Below are 18,282 nucleotides of genomic sequence, written 5' to 3'. Positions count from 1 at the left end.
GATGACCCTGCCGACCCGCTCGACCCCCTCTCCCACGATGGGCGCCTGCGGCTGCCCCGAGGGCGTCGCCGTCTCCGGCCCGACCCGACGGGGCGTGCTCGCCGGGGCCGCCACGCTCGGTGCGGCCGGCGCCACGGTGGCGATGGCCTCCCCCGCCGAGGCGCTGACCCGCCTCACCTTCGCCGACAGCGGGTACACCGGCGACACCCTCGTCGTCCTGTCCTTCCGTGGCGGCATCGACGGTCTCTCGGTCGTCGCGCCCGTCGGCGACCCCGAGTACTACACGGCGCGGCCGTCGATCGCCGTCCCGCAGGCCCGGGGCCTGCAGCTGACGAGCCGGTTCGCCCTGCACCCGGCCCTGGCACCGCTGCTCCCCCTCTACACCGGCGGGAAGCTCGCGGTCGTCCACGCCGTCGGGCAGCCGAACCCCACCCGCTCGCACTTCACGGACCTCGACGAGATGGAGCGTGCCGCACCCGGGTCGTCGCTGCGCACCGGGTGGCTCGACCGGATGGTCGGCGCGACGACCACCCCCGGACCCTTCGCCTCGAGCGCCGTCGGGGCGACGAGCGCGCCGCGGGCGATGCTCGGGCCGACGCCGGAGCTCGCGATGCGCTCGGTCGACTCGTTCAGCCTCAACGCGGCCTGGGACGCCACGGAGTCGACCCGCTGGACCACGGCGCTGCGCGCCCTGCACGCCGGGGCGCCCGAACCGATCGGGGCCCCGGCCACGGTCACCCTCGACGCCCTCTCCACCGCCGGCGCGCTGCGCTCGGCCGGGTACACGCCGTCGGGCGGGGCCTCCTACCCCTCGGGTGCCCTCGGTGACGCCCTGCGCGACACCGCCCGCCTCGTCAAGGCCGGGGTCGGCCTGCGGGCGGTCACCATCGACTCCGGCAACTGGGACATGCACACCGACCTCGGCCGCAGCGACAACGGCTGGATGTTCCGCCAGCTGACCGAGGTCGGCCGGGCGCTCGCGGCGTTCATGACCGACCTCGGCGCCGCGGCGGACCGGGTGACCCTCGTGACCCTCTCCGAGTTCGGGCGCCGGGTCACCGAGAACGGCTCCGGCGGCGTCGACCACGGCTACGGGAACTTCTCGTTCGTCCTCGGCGGCGGGGTCGTCGGTGGGCAGGTGTACGGCACCTGGCCGGGGCTCGCGGCCGACCAGCTGCAGGCCGGGGACCTCCGGGCGACGACCGACTACCGCTCGGTGCTCGCCGAGCTGCTCGAGAAGCGCTGCGGGCTCACCGCCTCGACCGTGCTGCCCGGGGTCCCGTCGGCCCGCCTCGGCCTGGCCCGCGCCCGCACCTGAGCAGGCGCCACCCGCGGTCGAGGTGAAACCCGACCCGCATCCGGTCGGACATCACCTCGACCCAGCAGGCGCCACCCGCGGTCGAGGTGAAACCCGACCCGCATCCGGTCGCCCATCACCTCGAACGAGCGGGGGTCCGACACCGGTTCGAGGTATCCCGCCGTCACCTGACGGTGGCCGGATACCTCGACCCAACACGTGCCACCCGCGGTCGAGGTGAAACCCGACCCGCATCCGGTCGCACATCACCTCGAACGAGCGGGGGTCCGACAGCGGTTCGAGGTATCCCGCCGTCACCTGACGGTGGCCGGATACCTCGACCCAACCCGTGCCACCCGCGGTCGAGGTGAAACAAGACCCGCATCCGCTCCACCATCACCTCGACCCAGCAGGCGCCTCGGGCGTCAGGCCGAGCGGGCGGGGAAGGCGCGCTGGCGGAGGCTGCGGCGCCGACGGGTCAGCTCGAGGCCGGTCTCGGCGGTCTCCGGGGCGATCTTGCGGCGCAGCGTGCCGGTGGGGACGACCCGCCGCGTGACGACCGACCCGAACCCGAGCCGGGCGAAGAACCGGTTGGCCTCGCGGCTGGTCGTCGGCACGTTCGAGACGACGAGCTCACAGCCCGAGCGCTCGGCCGAGCCGAGGACGGCGGCGATGAGCGACTTGGCGACCCCGTGCCGACGGGCGTCGGGCGTCACCCAGAGCTGCTCGATGGCCACCTCGGGGGTCGGGCTGATGCCGAACGGGTTGTCGGTGGTGATGACGTAGCCGGCGGGCTCGCCCTCGAGGTGCGCGACGAACGCGGTGACCCCCGGGCGGCGCAGCGCCGCCGACAGCCGGCCGTCGGCGATCGTGCGGGCGCAGACGTCCGGGCTGGAGCCGGAGTCGACGCGGGCCTCGAGCCACAAGGCGGTGACCGCGTGGAGGTCCTCCCCCACCTGCGCCACGTCGACGGGCCGTCGGGCCACCGGACCTCCTCGTTGCTCCGGGCCCGCGACGCGGACCGCACCGACACCGGACACTATGCCCCTCGAACCGTCGTTGGGTAGGGGGGTCGGCGCAGGAAGTCGTGCGTCGTCGAGGCCGGGGGCCACGGACCCCGCACCGGCGCCGGAACACCGCCGACACCGAGCCCGAGGGTCAGGCCTTCTCCATGCCCGCCACGACGGCCTCGGCGACCTCGCGCATCCCCATCCGGCGGTCCATGGCGGTCTTCTGGATCCACCGGAAGGCGTCGGCCTCGCTGATCTTCAGCTTGGCCATGAGCACGCCCTTGGCGCGGTCGACGGCCTTGCGGGTCTCGAGCCGCTCGCCGAGGTCGGCGACCTCCTCCTCGAGCGCCTTGAGCTCGCTCCAGCGGGAGAGGGCGATGTCGAGGGCCGGCGTGACGTCGCTGGCGGTGAACGGCTTGACGACGTAGGCCATGACCCCGGCGTCGCGCGCCCGCTCGACGAGCTCGGTCTGGCTGAACGCGGTGAGCATGACGACGGGCGCCAGCCGCTCGGCGCCGATGGCCTCGGCGGCCGACAGACCGTCCATGACCGGCATCTTGACGTCCATGATGACGATGTCCGGCCGCAGCGAGCGGGTGAGCTCGACGGCCTGCTCGCCGTCACCGGCCTGGCCGACGACGTCGTAGCCGGCCTCGCGGAGCATCTCCGAGAGGTCGAGGCGGATGATGGCCTCGTCCTCGGCGACGAGGACGCGCTTCGTGGGGGCTGCACTCTGGGTCATGTGCCGGGAGCGGGACTCGAACCCGCACGCCCTCGCGGGCAGCGGATTTTGAGTCCGCCGTGTCTGCCGTTCCACCACCCCGGCCGGGGCGTCGTCAGTCTACCGACGGGCCCCCGGCCGGCCTCAGGCCCGTCCGTCGTGGGCGGCGTCGACGTAGGCCGCCGCGACGCGGTTCTTCGCGTCGCCGACGCGGTGCACGCGCAGGGCGTTGGTCGACCCCGGGATGCCGGGGGGCGAGCCGGCGACGATGACGACGTTGTCGCCCTCCTTGACCCGGCCGAGCCCGAGCAGGACCTCGTCGACCTGCATCGCCATCTCGTCGGTGTGCCGGACCTTGCCGACGAGGAAGGTCTCGACGCCCCACGACAGCGCGAGCTGGCTGCGGGTGGCCTGGTTCGGGGTGAAGGCCAGCAGCGGGATGCGCGGGCGCACCCGGGCCAGCCGGCGCGAGGAGTCGCCGCTCTCGGTGAAGGTGATGAGGTACTTGACCCCGAGCAGCTCGCCGATCTCGGCCGCGGCCGCGGTCACCGCCCCACCCTTGGAGTTCGGGCGGGTGCCGAGCGGCCGGATGCGGTGCAGGCCGTGGGTCTCGGTGTTCTCGATGATGCGGGCCATCGTGCGCACGGCCGCGAACGGGTTCTTCCCGACGCTCGTCTCGCCGGAGAGCATCAGCGCGTCGGCACCGTCGAGGACGGCGTTCGCGGCGTCGGAGGCCTCGGCGCGGGTCGGGCGCGAGTTCTCGATCATCGACTCGAGCACCTGGGTGGCGACGATGACCGGCTTGGCCCGGCGGCGGGCGATCTCGCAGGCGCGCTTCTGGACCAGGGGCACCTGCTCCAGGGGCATCTCAACCCCGAGGTCCCCGCGGGCGACCATGACGCCGTCGAAGGCGCGGATGATCTCGTCGAGGTTCTCGACGGCCTGCGGCTTCTCGATCTTGGCGATGACCGGGAGGCGGATGCCCTCCTCGTCCATGATCTCGTGCACCCGGCGGATGTCGTCGGCGGTGCGGACGAAGGACAGCGCGATCATGTCGACGCGGGTGCGCAGCGCCCAGCGCAGGTCGTCCTCGTCCTTCTCCGACAGCGCCGGCACCGAGACCGCGACGCCGGGCAGGTTGATGCCCTTGTTGTTGCTCAGCGGGCCGCCCTCGAGCACCTGGCAGACGACGTCGGTCTCGGTGACCTCGGTGGCGATGAGGGCGATCTTGCCGTCGTCGATGAGGATGCGGTCGCCGGAGTGCACGTCGCCCGGCAGGCCGGCGTACGTGGTGCCGACCTCGTGGACGTCACCCGGCACGTCGCGCGTCGTGATGGTGAAGGTGGCCCCGCCCACGAGCACCACGGGACCGTCGGCGAAGCGCGCGGTGCGGATCTTCGGGCCCTGGAGGTCGGCGAGGATGCCCACCGCGCGCCCGACCGCGTCGCTCGCCGCGCGCACGTCGGTGTAGACGCGCGAGTGGTCCGCGTGCGAGCCGTGCGAGAGGTTGAGCCGGGCGACGTCCATGCCCGCCTTGACGAGCTCGCGCAGGTTCTCCGCGGAGGAGGTGGCCGGGCCGAGGGTGCAGACGATCTTCGCGCGACGCATGGTGTCGAGCCTATCGGTGCAACCGTTTCCACCGTGACGCGGGCCACATGACGGGCGACCCCGCCGCCGACCCCGCGCTCAGGCCGTGAGCGGGCGGTCGGTGGGGCCCACCGGACGCGGCAGCCGGGACGGCTTGTGCATCAGCCAGGCGTCGACCTCGTGGGCCACCGAGCGGCCCTCGGCGATCGCCCAGACGATGAGCGACTGACCGCGGCCGGCGTCGCCGGCGACGAAGACGCCGGGCACCGAGGACATGAAGTGGCCGTCGCGGGCGACGTTGGTGCGCGGGTCCTTCTCGACCTCGAGCTGCTCGAGGAGGCCCTCGGCCTGGGGACCGAGGAAGCCCATGGCGAGGAGCACGAGCTGGGCCGGGATCTCGCGCTCGGAGCCCTCGACCTTCTCGAAGCCGCTCTCGCCCATGCGGACCTCGTGGAGGCGCAGCCCCCGCACCCGGCCGTGCTCGTCGCCGACGACCTCGCTCGTCGTCGTGGCGTAGACGCGGTCGCCGCCCTCTTCGTGCGCGGACGCGACGCGGAACAGCATCGGGTAGGTCGGCCACGGGTGCGCGTCGGAGCGGTCGACCCCGGGCTGCGGCATGATCTCGAGGCTCGTCACCGAGCGGGCGCCCTGGCGGTGCGCGGTGCCGATGCAGTCGGCGCCGGTGTCGCCGCCGCCGATGACGACGACGTCCTTGCCGTGGGCCGTGACCTGGCCCTCGACGGTCTGCCCGAGGGCGACCCGGTTGGCCGGCGGGAGGAAGTCCATCGCCTGGACGACGCCGTCGAGCTCGCGCCCCGGCACCGGGAGGTCGCGCGGGACGGTGGACCCGATGGCGACGACGACGGCGTCGAAGCGCTTGCGGAGGTCGGCGCCGGTGATGTCCTGCCCGACGGAGACGCCGGTGCGGAACCGGGTCCCCTCGGACTTCATCTGCGCGATCCGCCGGTCGAGGACGGCCTTCTCCATCTTGAACTCGGGGATGCCGTAGCGGAGCAGGCCGCCCGGCTGGTCGGCGCGCTCGTAGACGGCGACGGTGTGCCCGGCGCGGGTCAGCTGCTGCGCGGCGGCCAGCCCGGCCGGGCCGGAGCCGACGACGGCGACGGTCTTGCCGGAGAGCCGCTCGGGGGCCTGCGGCAGGACGGTGCCGTTCTCGAAGGCCCGGTCGATGACGCTGACCTCGACCTGCTTGATGGTGACCGGCGGCTGGTTGATGCCGAGCACGCACGCCGACTCGCACGGCGCCGGGCAGAGCCGGCCGGTGAACTCGGGGAAGTTGTTCGTGGCGTGGAGGCGGTCGATGGCCTCGCGCCACTCGCCGCGCCACGCGAGGTCGTTCCACTCGGGGATGAGGTTTCCCAGCGGACACCCGCTGTGGCAGAACGGGATCCCGCAGTCCATGCAGCGGCCCGCCTGGCGCTGGAGCTCGGGGACCGGCTGGTCCTCGTAGACCTCCTTCCAGTCCCGGATGCGCACCGGCACCGGGCGCCGCCGCGGCAGCTCGCGCTCGCGCGTCCTCAAGAAACCCTGGGGGTCAGCCACGGGAGGCCTCCATGATCCGCTCCCACACCTGGGCGCCGTCGGGGTCGAGGCCCTCCGTCTCCGCCTTGGCCCGCACGTCGAGGACGCGCTGGTACTGGCGCGGGAGGACCAGGGTGAAGGCCGACCGGGCACTGCCCCAGTCGGCGAGGAGTCGGGCCGCGACCGAGGAGTCGGTCCACCGGTGGTGGCGCTCGAGGAGGTCGTGGACGACGAGCTCGTCCTCGGCCCGCAGCGGGCGCAGGTCGACGAGCTCGGGGTTGACCCGCGCGGGGTCGAGGTCGAGGACGTAGGCGACGCCCCCGGACATCCCGGCCGCGACGTTGCGCCCGGTCGGGCCGAGGACGAGCGCCGTGCCGCCGGTCATGTACTCGAGGCCGTGGTCGCCCACGCCCTCGACGACGGCCGTGGCGCCGGAGTTGCGCACGCAGAACCGCTCGCCGACCCGGCCGCGGAGGAAGAGCTCGCCGGAGGTCGCGCCGTAGCCGATGACGTTGCCGGCGATGACGTTGTCCTCGGCGACGAGGGCCGACCCCGGCGCGGGCCGGACGACGACCCGCCCGCCGGACAGGCCCTTGCCGACGTAGTCGTTGGCGTCGCCCTCGAGCCGCAGCGTGATGCCGCCGGGGAGGAAGGCACCGAAGCTCTGCCCCGCCGACCCCGTGAAGGTGAGGTCGATCGTGCCGTCGGCGAGACCGTCCGGGTGGGCCTTGGTGACCTCGTGCCCGAGCATCGTGCCGACGGTGCGGTTGACGTTGCGGATCGCGAAGGCGGCGGAGACCGGCTCGCCGTTGTCGATGGCGTCGCGCGCCGCGGCGATCAGCTGGTGGTCGAGCGCCTTCTCGAGGCCGTGGTCCTGCCCGACGCGGTGCCGGATGCCCGAGCCGTCGGGGCTCTCGACCTGCGCGAGGATCGGCGAGAGGTCGAGCCCCGAGGCCTTCCAGTGCTCGACGGCCCGGCTCGTGTCGAGGTGCCGGATCTGGCCGATGGCCTCCTCGATGCTCCGGAACCCGAGCGCGGCGAGGTGCTCGCGGACCTCCTCGGCGATGTACTCGAAGAAGGTCTCGACGAACTCCGGGCGGCCGGAGAAGCGGGCCCGCAGCTCGGGGTTCTGGGTGGCGATGCCGACCGGGCAGGTGTCGAGGTGGCAGACCCGCATGAGGACGCAGCCGGAGACGACGAGCGGCGCGGTGGCGAACCCGAACTCCTCGGCACCGAGCAGCGCGGCGACGACGACGTCGCGGCCGGTCTTGATCTGCCCGTCGACCTGGACGACGATCCGGTCGCGCAGCCCGTTGAGCACGAGGGTCTGCTGGGTCTCGGCCAGACCGAGCTCCCACGGCCCGCCGGCGTGCTTGAGCGAGGTGAGCGGTGCGGCGCCGGTGCCGCCGTCGTGCCCGCTGATGAGGACGACGTCGGCGTGCGCCTTGCTGACCCCGGCCGCGACCGTGCCGACCCCGATCTCGGAGACGAGCTTGACGTGCACCCGCGCGGACGGGTTGGCGTTCTTCAGGTCGTGGATCAGCTGGGCGAGGTCCTCGATCGAGTAGATGTCGTGGTGCGGCGGCGGGCTGATGAGCCCGACGCCGGGCGTCGAGTGCCGGGTGCGCGCCACCCACGGGTAGACCTTCGGGCCGGGCAGCTGCCCGCCCTCGCCCGGCTTGGCGCCCTGGGCCATCTTGATCTGGATGTCGTCGGAGTGCGTGAGGTACATCGACGTCACGCCGAAGCGCCCGGAGGCGACCTGCTTGATCGCCGAACGGCGCTCGGGGTCGAGGAGGCGGTCGACGTCCTCGCCGCCCTCGCCGGTGTTCGAGCGGGCCCCGAGCCGGTTCATCGCGACGGCGAGGGTCTCGTGCGCCTCCTTGCTGATCGAGCCGTAGCTCATCGCGCCGGTGGAGAAGCGCTTGACGATGGCCTCGACCGGCTCGACCTCCTCGAGCGGCACCGGCTCGCGCGGCTCGTCGCCCCCGAGGGCGAAGAGGCCGCGCAGGGTCATCAGCCGCCCGGACTGCTCGTCGACGCGCTGGGTGTACTGCTTGAAGACGTCGTAGCGGCGCTGCCGGGTGGCGTGCTGGAGCCGGAAGACGGTGTCGGGGTCGAAGAGGTGCGGCTCGCCCTCGCGGCGCCACTGGTACTCGCCGCCGACGACGAGCTTGCGGTGCGCCTGGCGGATGCCGTCCGGCGGGTAGGCCGCCTCGTGGCGGGCCGCCGTCTCGGCCGCGAGCACCCCGAGCCCGACGCCGCCGAGCTGGCTGACCGTTCCGGTGAAGAACTCGTCGACGAGGTCCTGGGCCAGGCCGATCGCCTCGAACACCTGCGCGCCGCGGTAGGACGCGACGGTCGAGATGCCCATCTTCGACATCACCTTGAGCACGCCCTTGCCGAGCGCCTTGATGAGGTTGGCGACCGCCTTCTCCTCGGTGACGTCGGTGATGTCGCCGCGGCGCACCATGTCCTCGACGCTCTCCATCGCGAGGTACGGGTTGATCGCGGCGGCGCCGTAGCCGATGAGCAGCGCCACGTGGTGCACCTCGCGCACGTCGCCGGCCTCGACGATGAGCCCGACCTGCGTGCGGGTCTTCTCGCGGATGAGGTGATGGTGCACCGCGCTCGTGAGGAGCAGCGACGGGATGGGGGCGAGGTCGCGGTCGGAGTCGCGGTCCGAGAGCACGACGAAGCGCGCCCCCTCCTCGATGGCGGCCGAGACCTCGGCGAAGATCTCGTGGAGCCGCGCGCGCAGCGCCGCCTCTCCCCCGCTGACGTCGTAGGTGCCGCGGACGACGACGGTCTCGAAGCCCGGCAGGTCGCCGTCGGCGTTGATGTGGACGAGCTTGGCGAGCTCGTCGTTGTCGAGGACCGGGAAGGGCAGGACCACCTGGCGGGCGTGGGCGGCCGCGGCGTCGAGGAGGTTGCCCTCGGGCCCGATCGAGCTCGCGAGGGAGGTGACGAGCTCCTCGCGGATGGCGTCGAGCGGCGGGTTGGTGACCTGGGCGAAGAGCTGGGTGAAGTAGTCGAAGACCAGCCTCGGGCGGTCGGAGAGCACGGCGATCGGCGTGTCGGTGCCCATCGACCCGAGCGCCTCGGCCCCGGTGCGGGCCATCGGCGCGAGGATGACCTTGAGCTCCTCCTCGGTGTACCCGAAGGTGCGCTGGCGGCGCGCGACGGATGCCGCGGTGTGGATGATGTGCTCGCGCTCGGGGAGGTCGCCGAGCTCGATGAGGCCGGCGTGCAGCCACTCCTCGTACGGGTGCTCACCGGCGAGCCCGGACTTGACCTCCTCGTCGCCGACGATGCGGCCCGCCGCGGTGTCGACGAGGAACATCCGGCCCGGCTGCAGGCGGCCGCGGCGCACGACGTTCTCGGGCTCGAGGTCGAGGACCCCGGCCTCCGAGGCGAGGACGACGAGGCCGTCGTCGGTGACCCAGTACCGGCCGGGGCGCAGGCCGTTGCGGTCGAGGACGGCGCCGACGAGCGTGCCGTCGCTGAAGCAGACCGCGGCCGGGCCGTCCCACGGCTCCATGAAGGTCGAGTGGAACTCGTAGAAGGCGCGGCGGGCGGGGTCCATCGAGTCGTGGTTCTCCCACGCCTCGGGGATCATCATGAGGACGGCGTGCGGCAGGCTGCGACCGCCGAGGTGGATCAGCTCGAGCACCTCGTCGAAGGAGGCCGAGTCGGACGCCTCGGGGGTGCAGACCGGCGAGAGCCGGGAGAGGTCGCCCGGCAGGACGTCGGACTCGAGCTGGCTCTCGCGGGCGTGCATCCAGTTGCGGTTGCCCTTGACGGTGTTGATCTCGCCGTTGTGGGCGATGAGCCGGTAGGGGTGCGCGAGCGGCCAGCTGGGGAAGGTGTTGGTCGAGAAGCGCGAGTGGACCAGCGCCAGCTCGGTGGCGAACCGCTCGTCGGAGAGGTCGGGGAAGAACGGCTCGAGCTGGCCGGTGGTGAGCATCCCCTTGTAGACGACCGTGCGGGCCGACAGCGACGGGAAGTACACCTCGGCCTCGCGCTCGGCGCGCTTGCGCAGGGCGAAGGCGACCCGGTCGAGCTCGATGCCCGAGCGGCCGTCCTGCGCACCGACGAAGAGCTGGCGGAAGCAGGGCATCGTCGCGCGGGCGGCCTCGCCGACGAGGTCGGGGACGACCGGCACGTCGCGCCAGGCGAGGACGGTCAGGCCCTCCTCCTGCGCGATCTCGGCGATGCGGCGCTCGGCGTCGGCGCGCGCGGCGTCGTCGGTGGGCAGGTAGGCCATGCCGGCGGCGTAGGCCCCGGCCGGCGGCAGCTCGACGTCGAGGACGGCCCGGAAGAAGCGGTCGGGGACCTGGGTGAGGATGCCCGCGCCGTCACCGACGAGCGGGTCGGCGCCGGTGGCCCCCCGGTGGTCGAGGTTGCGCAGGGCGTCGAGGGCGTGGACGACGATGTCGTGACCGGCGCTCCCCCGCATCGTCGCGACCATCGCCACACCGCACGCGTCGTGCTCGTGCGCGCGGCGGTAGAGGCCGACGTCGTCGGGCTGGGCGGAGAAGCGGGCGACGGTCACGTCGCATCACCGTCCTCGGGGTCGACGGCCCCTCGCGGGACCGGGCACGGCAAGGTCAGGCGCGGACGACGTTGGCCACGTGCCGGAATGCTAGCCCCGACCCCCCGCGTCTTGCCATTCGAGCCGGCCTATCCCACATCCTGGGACTCGGAGGGTTCGTCGGAGGGCTCGTCGACCGGCCCGTCGGCAGCGTCACGGGAGCGCGCCCGCCGACCGGTGAACCAGACGATCCAGAGGCCGAGGAGGAAGACGAGGACGCTCGTCCAGACGTTGAGCCGCTGCCCGAGGATCAGCTCGGCCTCGTCGGTGCGCATCTTCTCGACGACGATCCGCCCGATGGGGTAGCCGGCCACGTAGAGCCCGAGGAGCTGGCCGGGCGCGAGCCGCCGCCGCCGGTCGACGACGAGGAGCAGGACGCCCAGCACGACGAGGAAGAGGAACTCGTAGAGGAAGGTCGGGTGGAAGACCCCGGCGACGACGGGGTCGCCCGCGGAGTCGGTGACCGCCCGGCCGGCCGACTGGTCCCACTCGTAGACCCGCAGGCCCCACGGGAGGGTGGTCGGCGCGCCGTGCAGCTCGTTGTTGAACCAGTTGCCCCACCGGCCGAGGGCCTGGGCGAAGGCGACGCCCGGGGCCGCGGCGTCGGCGAACTGGAGGAAGGGCACGCCCGAGCGCTTGCAGCCGATCCAGGCCCCGAGCGCACCGAGCGAGATCGCGCCCCAGATGCCGAGCCCGCCGTTCCAGATCTTCAGGGCGTCGACGAGGTTCCCGCCCTCGCCGAAGTACGGACCCGGGGTCGTGACGACGTGGTAGAGCCGGCCGCCGACGATGCCGAAGATCACCGCCCAGGCGGAGACGTCGAGCACGACGCCGGGGTCGCTCCCCCGGGCGGCGAGCCGCCGCCCGGTGAGCCAGACCGCGAGGACGATGCCGGCGAGGATGCACAGCGCGTACGCCCGCAGGGTGAGCGGGCCGAGGTGCAGCGCGCCGACGGTGGGGCTCGGGAGGTAGGCGATCACGTGGGGGTCACCTCGGCCGGGGCCGGGGTGCTCACTTCGTGGCGTCCTGGACGGCCTTGGTGAAGCCCTCCACCGTGCCTACCGTCCGCAGATCTTTCATCTCGCCGTTGATGCTGACGGTGGGTGTGCCCTGGAAGCCGGGGAGCTTGAATGCCGCGTCGTTGACGGACTGGATGTATCTGTCATACGTGCCATCGGCGACGCACGTGTTCCAGGCCGTCAGGGCGGACCCGGTGATACCAGCCACCTTGGCCCATCCGTCGAGTGTGGCCTGGTCCACGTCCTCACCCTCGGTCTTCTGGTTGCGGTAGACCGCGTCGTGGAACTGCTGGAACTTGCCGGTCGTCGCGGCGCAGAAGGCGCCGTTGGCCGCCGGGGTGGAATTCCGGGCGCCGGTATTCTTGTCGAGGAAGTTCAGCACGTGGTAGTTGAGGACGATCTTGCCGGACTGGCCGAGGTCGCGGATGGTCTCGCCGAGGATGCCCTCGAACTGCCCGCAGTTCGGGCACTGGAAGTCCTCGTAGAGGTCAACGGTGGGGGCGCCGGCGACCGGTGTGACGTCGGCGTACGCGCGGAACGGCTTGCCCATCGAGGAGCCGGCGGGCACGGCCGTGCTGGTCCCGACGCTCGCCTGCTTCTTCGCCTGCGACCACACCACCCCGCCGACGACGGCGACGATGGCCACGACGACGACGACGGTGGCGACGACGATCTTGTTCGAGCCGCCACCGGACGCCTTCTGCGCGGCCTGGATCTTGGCCTGGCGCGCGGTGCCGGCGGCCTTGGTCGAGCTGGTCTTCTTCGCCATGGTGCTGGGTGTGCCTCTCGGTGTCCGGATCAGGGCTGGTCGGTGGTGCGGGCGGCCTCGCGGACGCCTGCTGCGAGCCGGGTGGTCAGTGTGCGCAACGCCTCGAGCCGTGGCGCGAGTTCCCCGTCGCCGCCGAGCGCGCGCACGAGCGCCGAGCCGACGATGACGCCGTCGGCGTACGCGCCGATCTCGGCGGCCTGCTCGCGGGTCGAGACGCCGAGCCCGATGCACACCGGCACGTCGGTGACGGCGCGCACCCGCTCGACGAGCCCGCGCGCGTCGGTGTCGACGCTGCTGCGGGCGCCGGTGACCCCCATCGTCGACGCGGCGTAGACGAAGCCGCGGCAGGCGGAGGTGACCCGCACCAGCCGCTCGGGGGTGCTGCTCGGCGCGACGAGGAAGACGCGGTCGAGGCCGTGGCGGTCGCTCGCGGCGACCCACTCGTCGGCCTCCTCCGGGATGAGGTCGGGGGTGATGAGCCCGGCGCCGCCGGCGGCCGCGAGGTCGCCGGCGAAGCGCTCGACGCCGCGGTGCAGGACGAGGTTCCAGTAGGACATGACGAGCGGGGTCGCCCCGGCCTCGCGGACGGTGGCCACCGCGGTGAAGACGTCGTCGACGCGGGTCCCCGCGGCCAGCGCCTCGCTCGTCGCCTGCTGGATGACCGGGCCGTCGATGACGGGGTCGCTGTACGGGATGCCGACCTCGACGACGTCGCACCCCGCCTCGACGAGGACGCGCATCGCCTCGAGGGAGCCCTCGACGGTCGGGTACCCGACCGGCAGGTAGCCCACGAGGGCGGCGCGGCCCTCGGCGCGGCACCGGGCGAGGGTCTCGGCCACCCCGGCGACGGCCGTGCTCACTGCGTGCCCTCGGGCGCCAGGCCCAGCCACGCGGCGGCGGTGTGCATGTCCTTGTCGCCGCGGCCCGAGAGGTTGACGAGCAGGAGCGCGTCGGGGCCGAGCTCGCGGCCGACGGCCATCGCGCCGGCCAGGGCGTGCGCGGACTCGAGTGCCGGGATGATGCCCTCGGTGCGGCACAGGAGGGTGAAGGCCTCCATCACCTCGTCGTCGGTGGCGTACCGGTATTCGGCACGCCCGGAGTCGCGCAGGAAGGCGTGCTCCGGGCCGACGCTCGGGTAGTCGAGCCCGGCGGAGATCGAGTGCGACTCGACGGTCTGCCCGTCGTCGTCCTGCATGAGGTAGCTCATCGCGCCGTGCAGCACGCCCGGGGTGGCGTCGGCGGCGAACCGGGCCGCGTGCCGCCCGGAGTCGACGCCCTCTCCCCCGGCCTCGACACCGATGAGCCGCACCCCGGCGTCGGGGACGAAGCGGTGGAAGATGCCCATCGCGTTCGAGCCGCCGCCGACACAGGCGATGACGGCGTCGGGCAGCCGGCCGGTGAGCTCGAAGACCTGGGCCCGGGCCTCCTCGCCGATGATCGCGTGGAAGTCGCGGACCATCTCGGGGAACGGGTGCGGGCCGGTGACCGTACCGATGATGTAGTGCGTCGTGCCGACGTTGGTGACCCAGTCGCGCAGCGCCTCGTTGATGGCGTCCTTGAGGGTCGCGCTGCCGTGCTCGACCGGCACGACCGTGGCGCCGAGGATGCGCATCCGGGCGACGTTGAGGGCCTGGCGCTCGGTGTCGACCCGGCCCATGTAGACGGTGCAGTCCAGGCCCATGAGCGCGGCCGCCGTGGCCGTGGCGACCCCGTGCTGGCCGGCGCCGGTCTCGGCGATGACCCGCGTCTTGCCCATCCGCTTCGCGAGCAGGGCCTGGGCGAGGACGTTGTTGATCTTGTGCGACCCGGTGTGGTTGAGGTCCTCGCGCTTGAGGACCACCCGGGCCCCGCCGCAGTGCGCGGCGAACCGCGGCACCTCGGTGACGATGCTCGGCCGGCCGGTGTACGTGGCGTGCAGGCGGGCCAGCTCGTCCTGGAACTCGGGGTCGACGGCCGCCTTCTGGCGCGCCTCGTCGAGCTCGTCGAGGGCCGGGACGAGGGCCTCGGGGACGAACCGGCCGCCGAAGTCGCCGAAGCGCCCGGGGCGCGGCAGCTCCTCGACGGTCAGCTCGGGACCGTCGACGACCTCGGGGTGCTCGCTCACGACGCCACCTCCGGGGCCCCGGCCGCGACGATGGCCGCAGCGGCGGACGACGGGTCGCCGGTGCGCACGAGGGCCTCCCCGACGAGGACGACGTCGGCGCCCTGCGACGCGTACGAGCCCGCGTCCTCGGGACCGCCGATGCCGGACTCCGCGACCGCGACGACGCCGGCGGGCAGGAGGGGCCGCAGCCGGGAGAAGGTGTCGGGGTGCACCTCGAGGGTCTTGAGGTTGCGCGCGTTGACGCCGACGACCGTCGCGCCGGCGTCGAGCGCGCGCTGGGTCTCGGGCTCGTCGTGCACCTCGACGAGGGCGGTCATCCCCAGCTCGCCGACGAGGGCCAGCAGCCGGGCGAGCGTGGCGTCGTCGAGGGCGGCGACGATGAGCAGCACGAGGTCGGCGCCGTGGGCCCGCGCCTCCCACACCTGGTACTCGCTGACGACGAAGTCCTTGCGCAGCACCGGGACCGAGACGGCGGCACGCACGGCGTCGAGGTCGTCGAGGCTGCCGCCGAAGCGCCGCGCCTCGGTGAGCACCGAGATGGCCGCGGCCCCGCCCGCCGCGTAGCGGGTGGCGAGCGCGGCGGGGTCGGGGATGTCGGAGAGCGCGCCCTTGCTCGGGCTGGCGCGCTTGACCTCGGCGATGAGCGAGAGCCCGGGACGGCGCAGCACGGCCTCGGCGTCGAGGGCCGGCGGCGCGGCGGCCGCGGCCTCGCGGACGGCGGAGAGCGGACGGGCGGCCTCGCGCAGCGCGAGGTCCTCGCGGACCCCGGCGACGATGCCGTCGAGGACGGTGGTCACGGTGCGGCGACCGTCACCGGATCGAGGGGGCCTGCTCGTGGTCGCGGCCGGCCGCGCCGTACCCCGCCATCGAGAGGACCTTGCCCGCGACCGCGCCGACGACGGCGAGGACGGCCCCGCCGACGAAGAGCCAGCGGTTCGGGAACACCACGGCGACGGACATGATGACGGACGCGACGATGATGATCGTCACGGCGGTCCACGCGGCGACGCTGTGGCCGTGGTCCTCGTGCTCGTCCATGGGTCCACCTCTACGGGTCTGGGGGCCCGGAGGGGCCCGGCGGTCGGGTGCTCGGGGTCGATTCTGTCAGGTCCGGCGCTCGTCGCCGACGTCGGTCGGGTCGCGGCCGGCCGACAGGTCGTCCCAGGCCGTGCCCACGCGCTCGCCGCGCGACCCGGCGACGTGACCCTCGGGGGCGTCGGTCCGCTCGTAGCGGCGCGAGGGTGCGGCCCACCGCCGGCGGCCCACGACCGCGGCCGCGAGCGCCGCGGCCGCGAGCACGAGGCCGAGCGCCGCGACCCACGGCCAGGCGGTGGCCGTGGCGGTCGCCGCGACGGTGCCCGTGCGGCCCACGCGGGCCGCCGCCACCGGGCCGAGGACCCCGGACGGGTCGGCGAGGACCCGCCCGACGAGCACCCCGGCGGTGCCGAGACAGACGACCCAGAGGACGAGGGCCACGACCCGCGCGACCCGGCCGGCGGCGACGACCGCGACGGCCGCGGCCGCGACGGCGAGCGCGACCGCCGACAGCCCGGGGGCGACCTCCGACCCGGAGGCGAGCACCCGGCTGCCGCCGAGCACGGCGTCGGCGACGGTGCCCGAGACCCAGGGCCGGAAGCCGGCGACGAGGACGACGCCGGCGCCGAGCAGCGCGAGGAGGGCGACCGGGCCCTTGCCGGTGAGCCGCCTCACGAGACGGTCCGCATCGCCCCGGCGGTGGCGACGGCCCGCAGGGCGGCGGTGGCCTTGTGGACGCACTCCTCGTGCTCGCGGGCCGGGACCGAGTCGGCGACGATGCCGGCGCCGGCCTGGACGTGGGCCACTCCGTCCTTGACGACCGCGGTGCGGATGGCGATGGCCATGTCGAGGTCGCCGTGGAAGTCGAGGTAACCGACGACACCACCGTAGACGCCCCGGCGCGAGGGCTCGTACCGCTCGATGAGGGCGAGGGCCCGCGGCTTCGGCGCGCCGCTGAGCGTGCCGGCCGGGAAGGTCGAGACGAGGACGTCGTAGGCGCCGGCCCCGGGGCGGGTGCCGCCGACGACCGTCGACTCGAGGTGCATGACGTGGCTGTAGCGGCGGACGTCCATGAACTCGACGACGTCGACGGTGCCCGGGCGGCACACGCGCTGGAGGTCGTTGCGGCCGAGGTCGACGAGCATCACGTGCTCGCTGCGCTCCTTGGGGTCGGCGAGCAGCTCGTCGGCGAGGCGCACGTCGTCCTCCGGGGTCTTGCCCCGGGGGCGCGACCCGGCGATCGGGTGGGTGATGGCCCGCTCGCCCGTCACCCGCACGAGCGCCTCCGGGCTGCTGCCCACGACGGCGTACTCGGAGCCGTCGGCGTCGTGCAGCCGGAAGAGGTACATGTACGGGCTCGGGTTGGAGGCGCGCAGGGCGCGGTAGACCTCGAGGGGGTCGGCCGGGCAGTCGAGCGAGAACCGCTGCGAGAGGACAACCTGGAACACCTCGCCGGCCCGGATGTCCTCCTTCGCGAGCTCGACGACCTCCTCGTACCGCTCGCGGGTGGTGTTCGAGCGGACTCGGCCCATCGCGTCGTCGACGGCCGCGGTGTCGACGACGGCCACCGTGCTCGGGGCGGGGGCCGCGAGGGCGGCGGTCATCGCGTCGAGGCGCGCGACCGCGCCGGCCCAGGCCTCCTCGACCCGCTCGTCGGTGTCGTCGTAGTTGACCGCGTTCGCGACGAGGAGGATCGAGCCGTCGGCGTGGTCGAGGACGGCGAGGTCGGTGGCGAGCACCATCGAGAGCTCGGGCAGGCCGAGCTCGTCGGGGAGCTCGGCGGGGACCTTCTCCCAGCGCCGGACGGCGTCGTACGAGATGGCGCCGACCATCCCGCCGGTGAGTGGGGGCAGCCCGGCGATGGGCGGGGTCGCGAGCGCCTCCATCGTCGCGCGCAGCGCCTCGGTGGCGGGACCCTCGGTGGGCACGCCGACCGGGGGCTCGCCGACCCAGTGCGCGAGGCCGGCCTTCTCGGTGAGGGTGGCGCGGCTCGCGGCCCCGACGATCGACCACCGCGACCAGACGCCGCCGTGCTCGGCGGACTCGAGGAGGAACGTGCCGGGCCGGTCGCCGGCGAGCTTGCGGTAGACCCCGACCGGCGTCTCGGCGTCACCCATCAGCCGGCGCACGACGGGGATGACGCGCCGGTCGCGCGCGAGGACGCCGAAGACGTCGAGCCCCGGCCAGGTCTGACCGTAGGCGAGGTCGGGGGTCTCGGCGGCCGGCGAGCTCACGCCCCTCCCCCGACGGTCGCGCCGAGGTCGCCGGCGTCGAAGCAGGTGCGGTCGCCGGTGTGGCAGGCCGCCCCGACCTGGTCGACGCGCACGAGCACGGCGTCGCCGTCGCAGTCGAGCGCGACCGAGCGGACGTGCTGCACGTGGCCGGAGGTGTCGCCCTTGCGCCAGTACTCCGCGCGGCTGCGCGACCAGAAGGTCACCCGCCCCTCGGTGAGCGTGCGGCGCAGCGCCTCGTCGTCCATCCAGCCGAGCATGAGGACCTCGCCGCTGTCGTGCTGCTGGACGACGGCGGCGACGAGGCCCTGGTCGTCGCGCTTGAGGCGCGCGGCGAGGGCGGGGTCGAGGGCGTCGGGGGTCGGCACGCGCCCAT

The 18,282-nt window shown here is 73.7% G+C and carries 15 protein-coding genes and 1 tRNA gene; 1 reads left to right on the top strand and 15 read right to left on the bottom strand.

The annotated features are described in order from the left end of the window. Position 1 precedes the first annotated feature (1 nt). Positions 2-1,318 carry a DUF1501 domain-containing protein gene (locus JQN70_RS03685; protein ID WP_204129972.1) on the top strand — a complete coding sequence of 439 codons (1,317 nt, stop codon included), beginning with the start codon at positions 2-4 and terminating at the stop codon, positions 1,316-1,318. A 404-nt stretch (positions 1,319-1,722) separates the two neighbouring features. Here the strand turns inward: JQN70_RS03685 and JQN70_RS03680 are convergent, their stop codons facing one another. The 15 genes from JQN70_RS03680 to hisI form a co-directional block, all read right to left on the bottom strand. Next, on the bottom strand, positions 1,723-2,283 hold the full coding sequence (locus JQN70_RS03680; protein WP_204129971.1) for a GNAT family N-acetyltransferase: 561 nt from the start codon (positions 2,281-2,283) through the stop codon (positions 1,723-1,725). A 172-nt stretch (positions 2,284-2,455) separates the two neighbouring features. Then, a complete protein-coding gene (locus JQN70_RS03675; RefSeq protein ID WP_166120464.1) occupies positions 2,456-3,049 on the bottom strand; it encodes an ANTAR domain-containing response regulator in 594 nt (197 codons plus the stop codon). A gap of 1 nt (position 3,050) precedes the next feature. After that, a tRNA-Leu gene (locus tag JQN70_RS03670) sits at positions 3,051-3,133 on the bottom strand. A 39-nt stretch (positions 3,134-3,172) separates the two neighbouring features. After that, on the bottom strand, positions 3,173-4,636 hold the full coding sequence (gene pyk, locus JQN70_RS03665; protein ID WP_204129970.1) for a pyruvate kinase: 1,464 nt from the start codon (positions 4,634-4,636) through the stop codon (positions 3,173-3,175). Positions 4,637-4,714: 78 nt separating this feature from the next. Beyond that, the gene (locus JQN70_RS03660; protein WP_204129969.1) at positions 4,715-6,175 is read right to left on the bottom strand and encodes a glutamate synthase subunit beta; all 1,461 of its coding nucleotides are present in this window, start codon (positions 6,173-6,175) and stop codon (positions 4,715-4,717) included. Then, positions 6,168-10,709 (bottom strand): glutamate synthase large subunit, encoded by a 4,542-nt coding sequence (gene gltB, locus JQN70_RS03655; RefSeq protein WP_204129968.1) that lies wholly within the window; start codon positions 10,707-10,709, stop codon positions 6,168-6,170. Before gltB ends, JQN70_RS03660 begins: the two co-directional genes overlap by 8 nt. Before the next feature lie 128 nt (positions 10,710-10,837). Further along, entirely contained in the window at positions 10,838-11,728 is an 891-nt protein-coding gene (lgt, locus tag JQN70_RS03650) for a prolipoprotein diacylglyceryl transferase (protein ID WP_204129967.1), read from the bottom strand. Positions 11,729-11,759: 31 nt separating this feature from the next. Beyond that, complete coding sequence (locus JQN70_RS03645; RefSeq protein WP_204129966.1) at positions 11,760-12,536, bottom strand: DsbA family protein; 777 nt, start codon at positions 12,534-12,536, stop codon at positions 11,760-11,762. Between the two features lie 29 nt (positions 12,537-12,565). Then, on the bottom strand, positions 12,566-13,396 hold the full coding sequence (gene trpA / locus JQN70_RS03640; RefSeq protein WP_204129965.1) for a tryptophan synthase subunit alpha: 831 nt from the start codon (positions 13,394-13,396) through the stop codon (positions 12,566-12,568). Further along, positions 13,393-14,604, bottom strand: coding sequence for a tryptophan synthase subunit beta (gene trpB, locus JQN70_RS03635; protein WP_204130159.1), 1,212 nt, complete (start codon positions 14,602-14,604; stop codon positions 13,393-13,395). Before trpB ends, trpA begins: the two co-directional genes overlap by 4 nt. A 32-nt stretch (positions 14,605-14,636) precedes the next feature. Continuing rightward, positions 14,637-15,437, bottom strand: a complete 801-nt coding sequence (trpC, locus tag JQN70_RS03630) for an indole-3-glycerol phosphate synthase TrpC (RefSeq protein ID WP_204129964.1) — start codon at positions 15,435-15,437, stop codon at positions 14,637-14,639. Positions 15,438-15,450: 13 nt separating this feature from the next. After that, entirely contained in the window at positions 15,451-15,678 is a 228-nt protein-coding gene (locus tag JQN70_RS03625) for an HGxxPAAW family protein (RefSeq protein ID WP_204129963.1), read from the bottom strand. 66 nt (positions 15,679-15,744) lie between these two features. Beyond that, the gene (locus tag JQN70_RS03620) at positions 15,745-16,350 is read right to left on the bottom strand and encodes a Trp biosynthesis-associated membrane protein (RefSeq protein WP_204129962.1); all 606 of its coding nucleotides are present in this window, start codon (positions 16,348-16,350) and stop codon (positions 15,745-15,747) included. Next, positions 16,347-17,909, bottom strand: a complete 1,563-nt coding sequence (locus JQN70_RS03615) for an anthranilate synthase component I (RefSeq protein ID WP_204129961.1) — start codon at positions 17,907-17,909, stop codon at positions 16,347-16,349. The genes JQN70_RS03620 and JQN70_RS03615 overlap by 4 nt, the downstream gene beginning before the upstream one ends. Then, entirely contained in the window at positions 17,906-18,274 is a 369-nt protein-coding gene (gene hisI / locus JQN70_RS03610) for a phosphoribosyl-AMP cyclohydrolase (RefSeq protein ID WP_204129960.1), read from the bottom strand. Before hisI ends, JQN70_RS03615 begins: the two co-directional genes overlap by 4 nt. Positions 18,275-18,282 lie beyond the last annotated feature (8 nt).

The organism is Phycicoccus sonneratiae, assembly GCF_016887965.1.
Taxonomy (GTDB): domain Bacteria; phylum Actinomycetota; class Actinomycetes; order Actinomycetales; family Dermatophilaceae; genus Phycicoccus; species Phycicoccus sonneratiae.
Note: the sequence above shows the minus strand (reverse complement) of the source record. Positions and strands in the feature narration are given on the sequence as shown.

What these genes read in the sequence shown, in the direction of transcription:
- JQN70_RS03675 (WP_166120464.1), bottom strand. Translation starts at nt 3,049, where the DNA reads ATGACCCAGAGTGCAGCCCCCACGAAGCGCGTCCTCGTCGCCGAGGAC.
- pyk (WP_204129970.1), bottom strand. Translation starts at nt 4,636, where the DNA reads ATGCGTCGCGCGAAGATCGTCTGCACCCTCGGCCCGGCCACCTCCTCC.
- JQN70_RS03645 (WP_204129966.1), bottom strand. Translation starts at nt 12,536, where the DNA reads ATGGCGAAGAAGACCAGCTCGACCAAGGCCGCCGGCACCGCGCGCCAG.
- JQN70_RS03685 (WP_204129972.1), top strand. Translation starts at nt 2, where the DNA reads ATGACCCTGCCGACCCGCTCGACCCCCTCTCCCACGATGGGCGCCTGC.
- JQN70_RS03625 (WP_204129963.1), bottom strand. Translation starts at nt 15,678, where the DNA reads ATGGACGAGCACGAGGACCACGGCCACAGCGTCGCCGCGTGGACCGCC.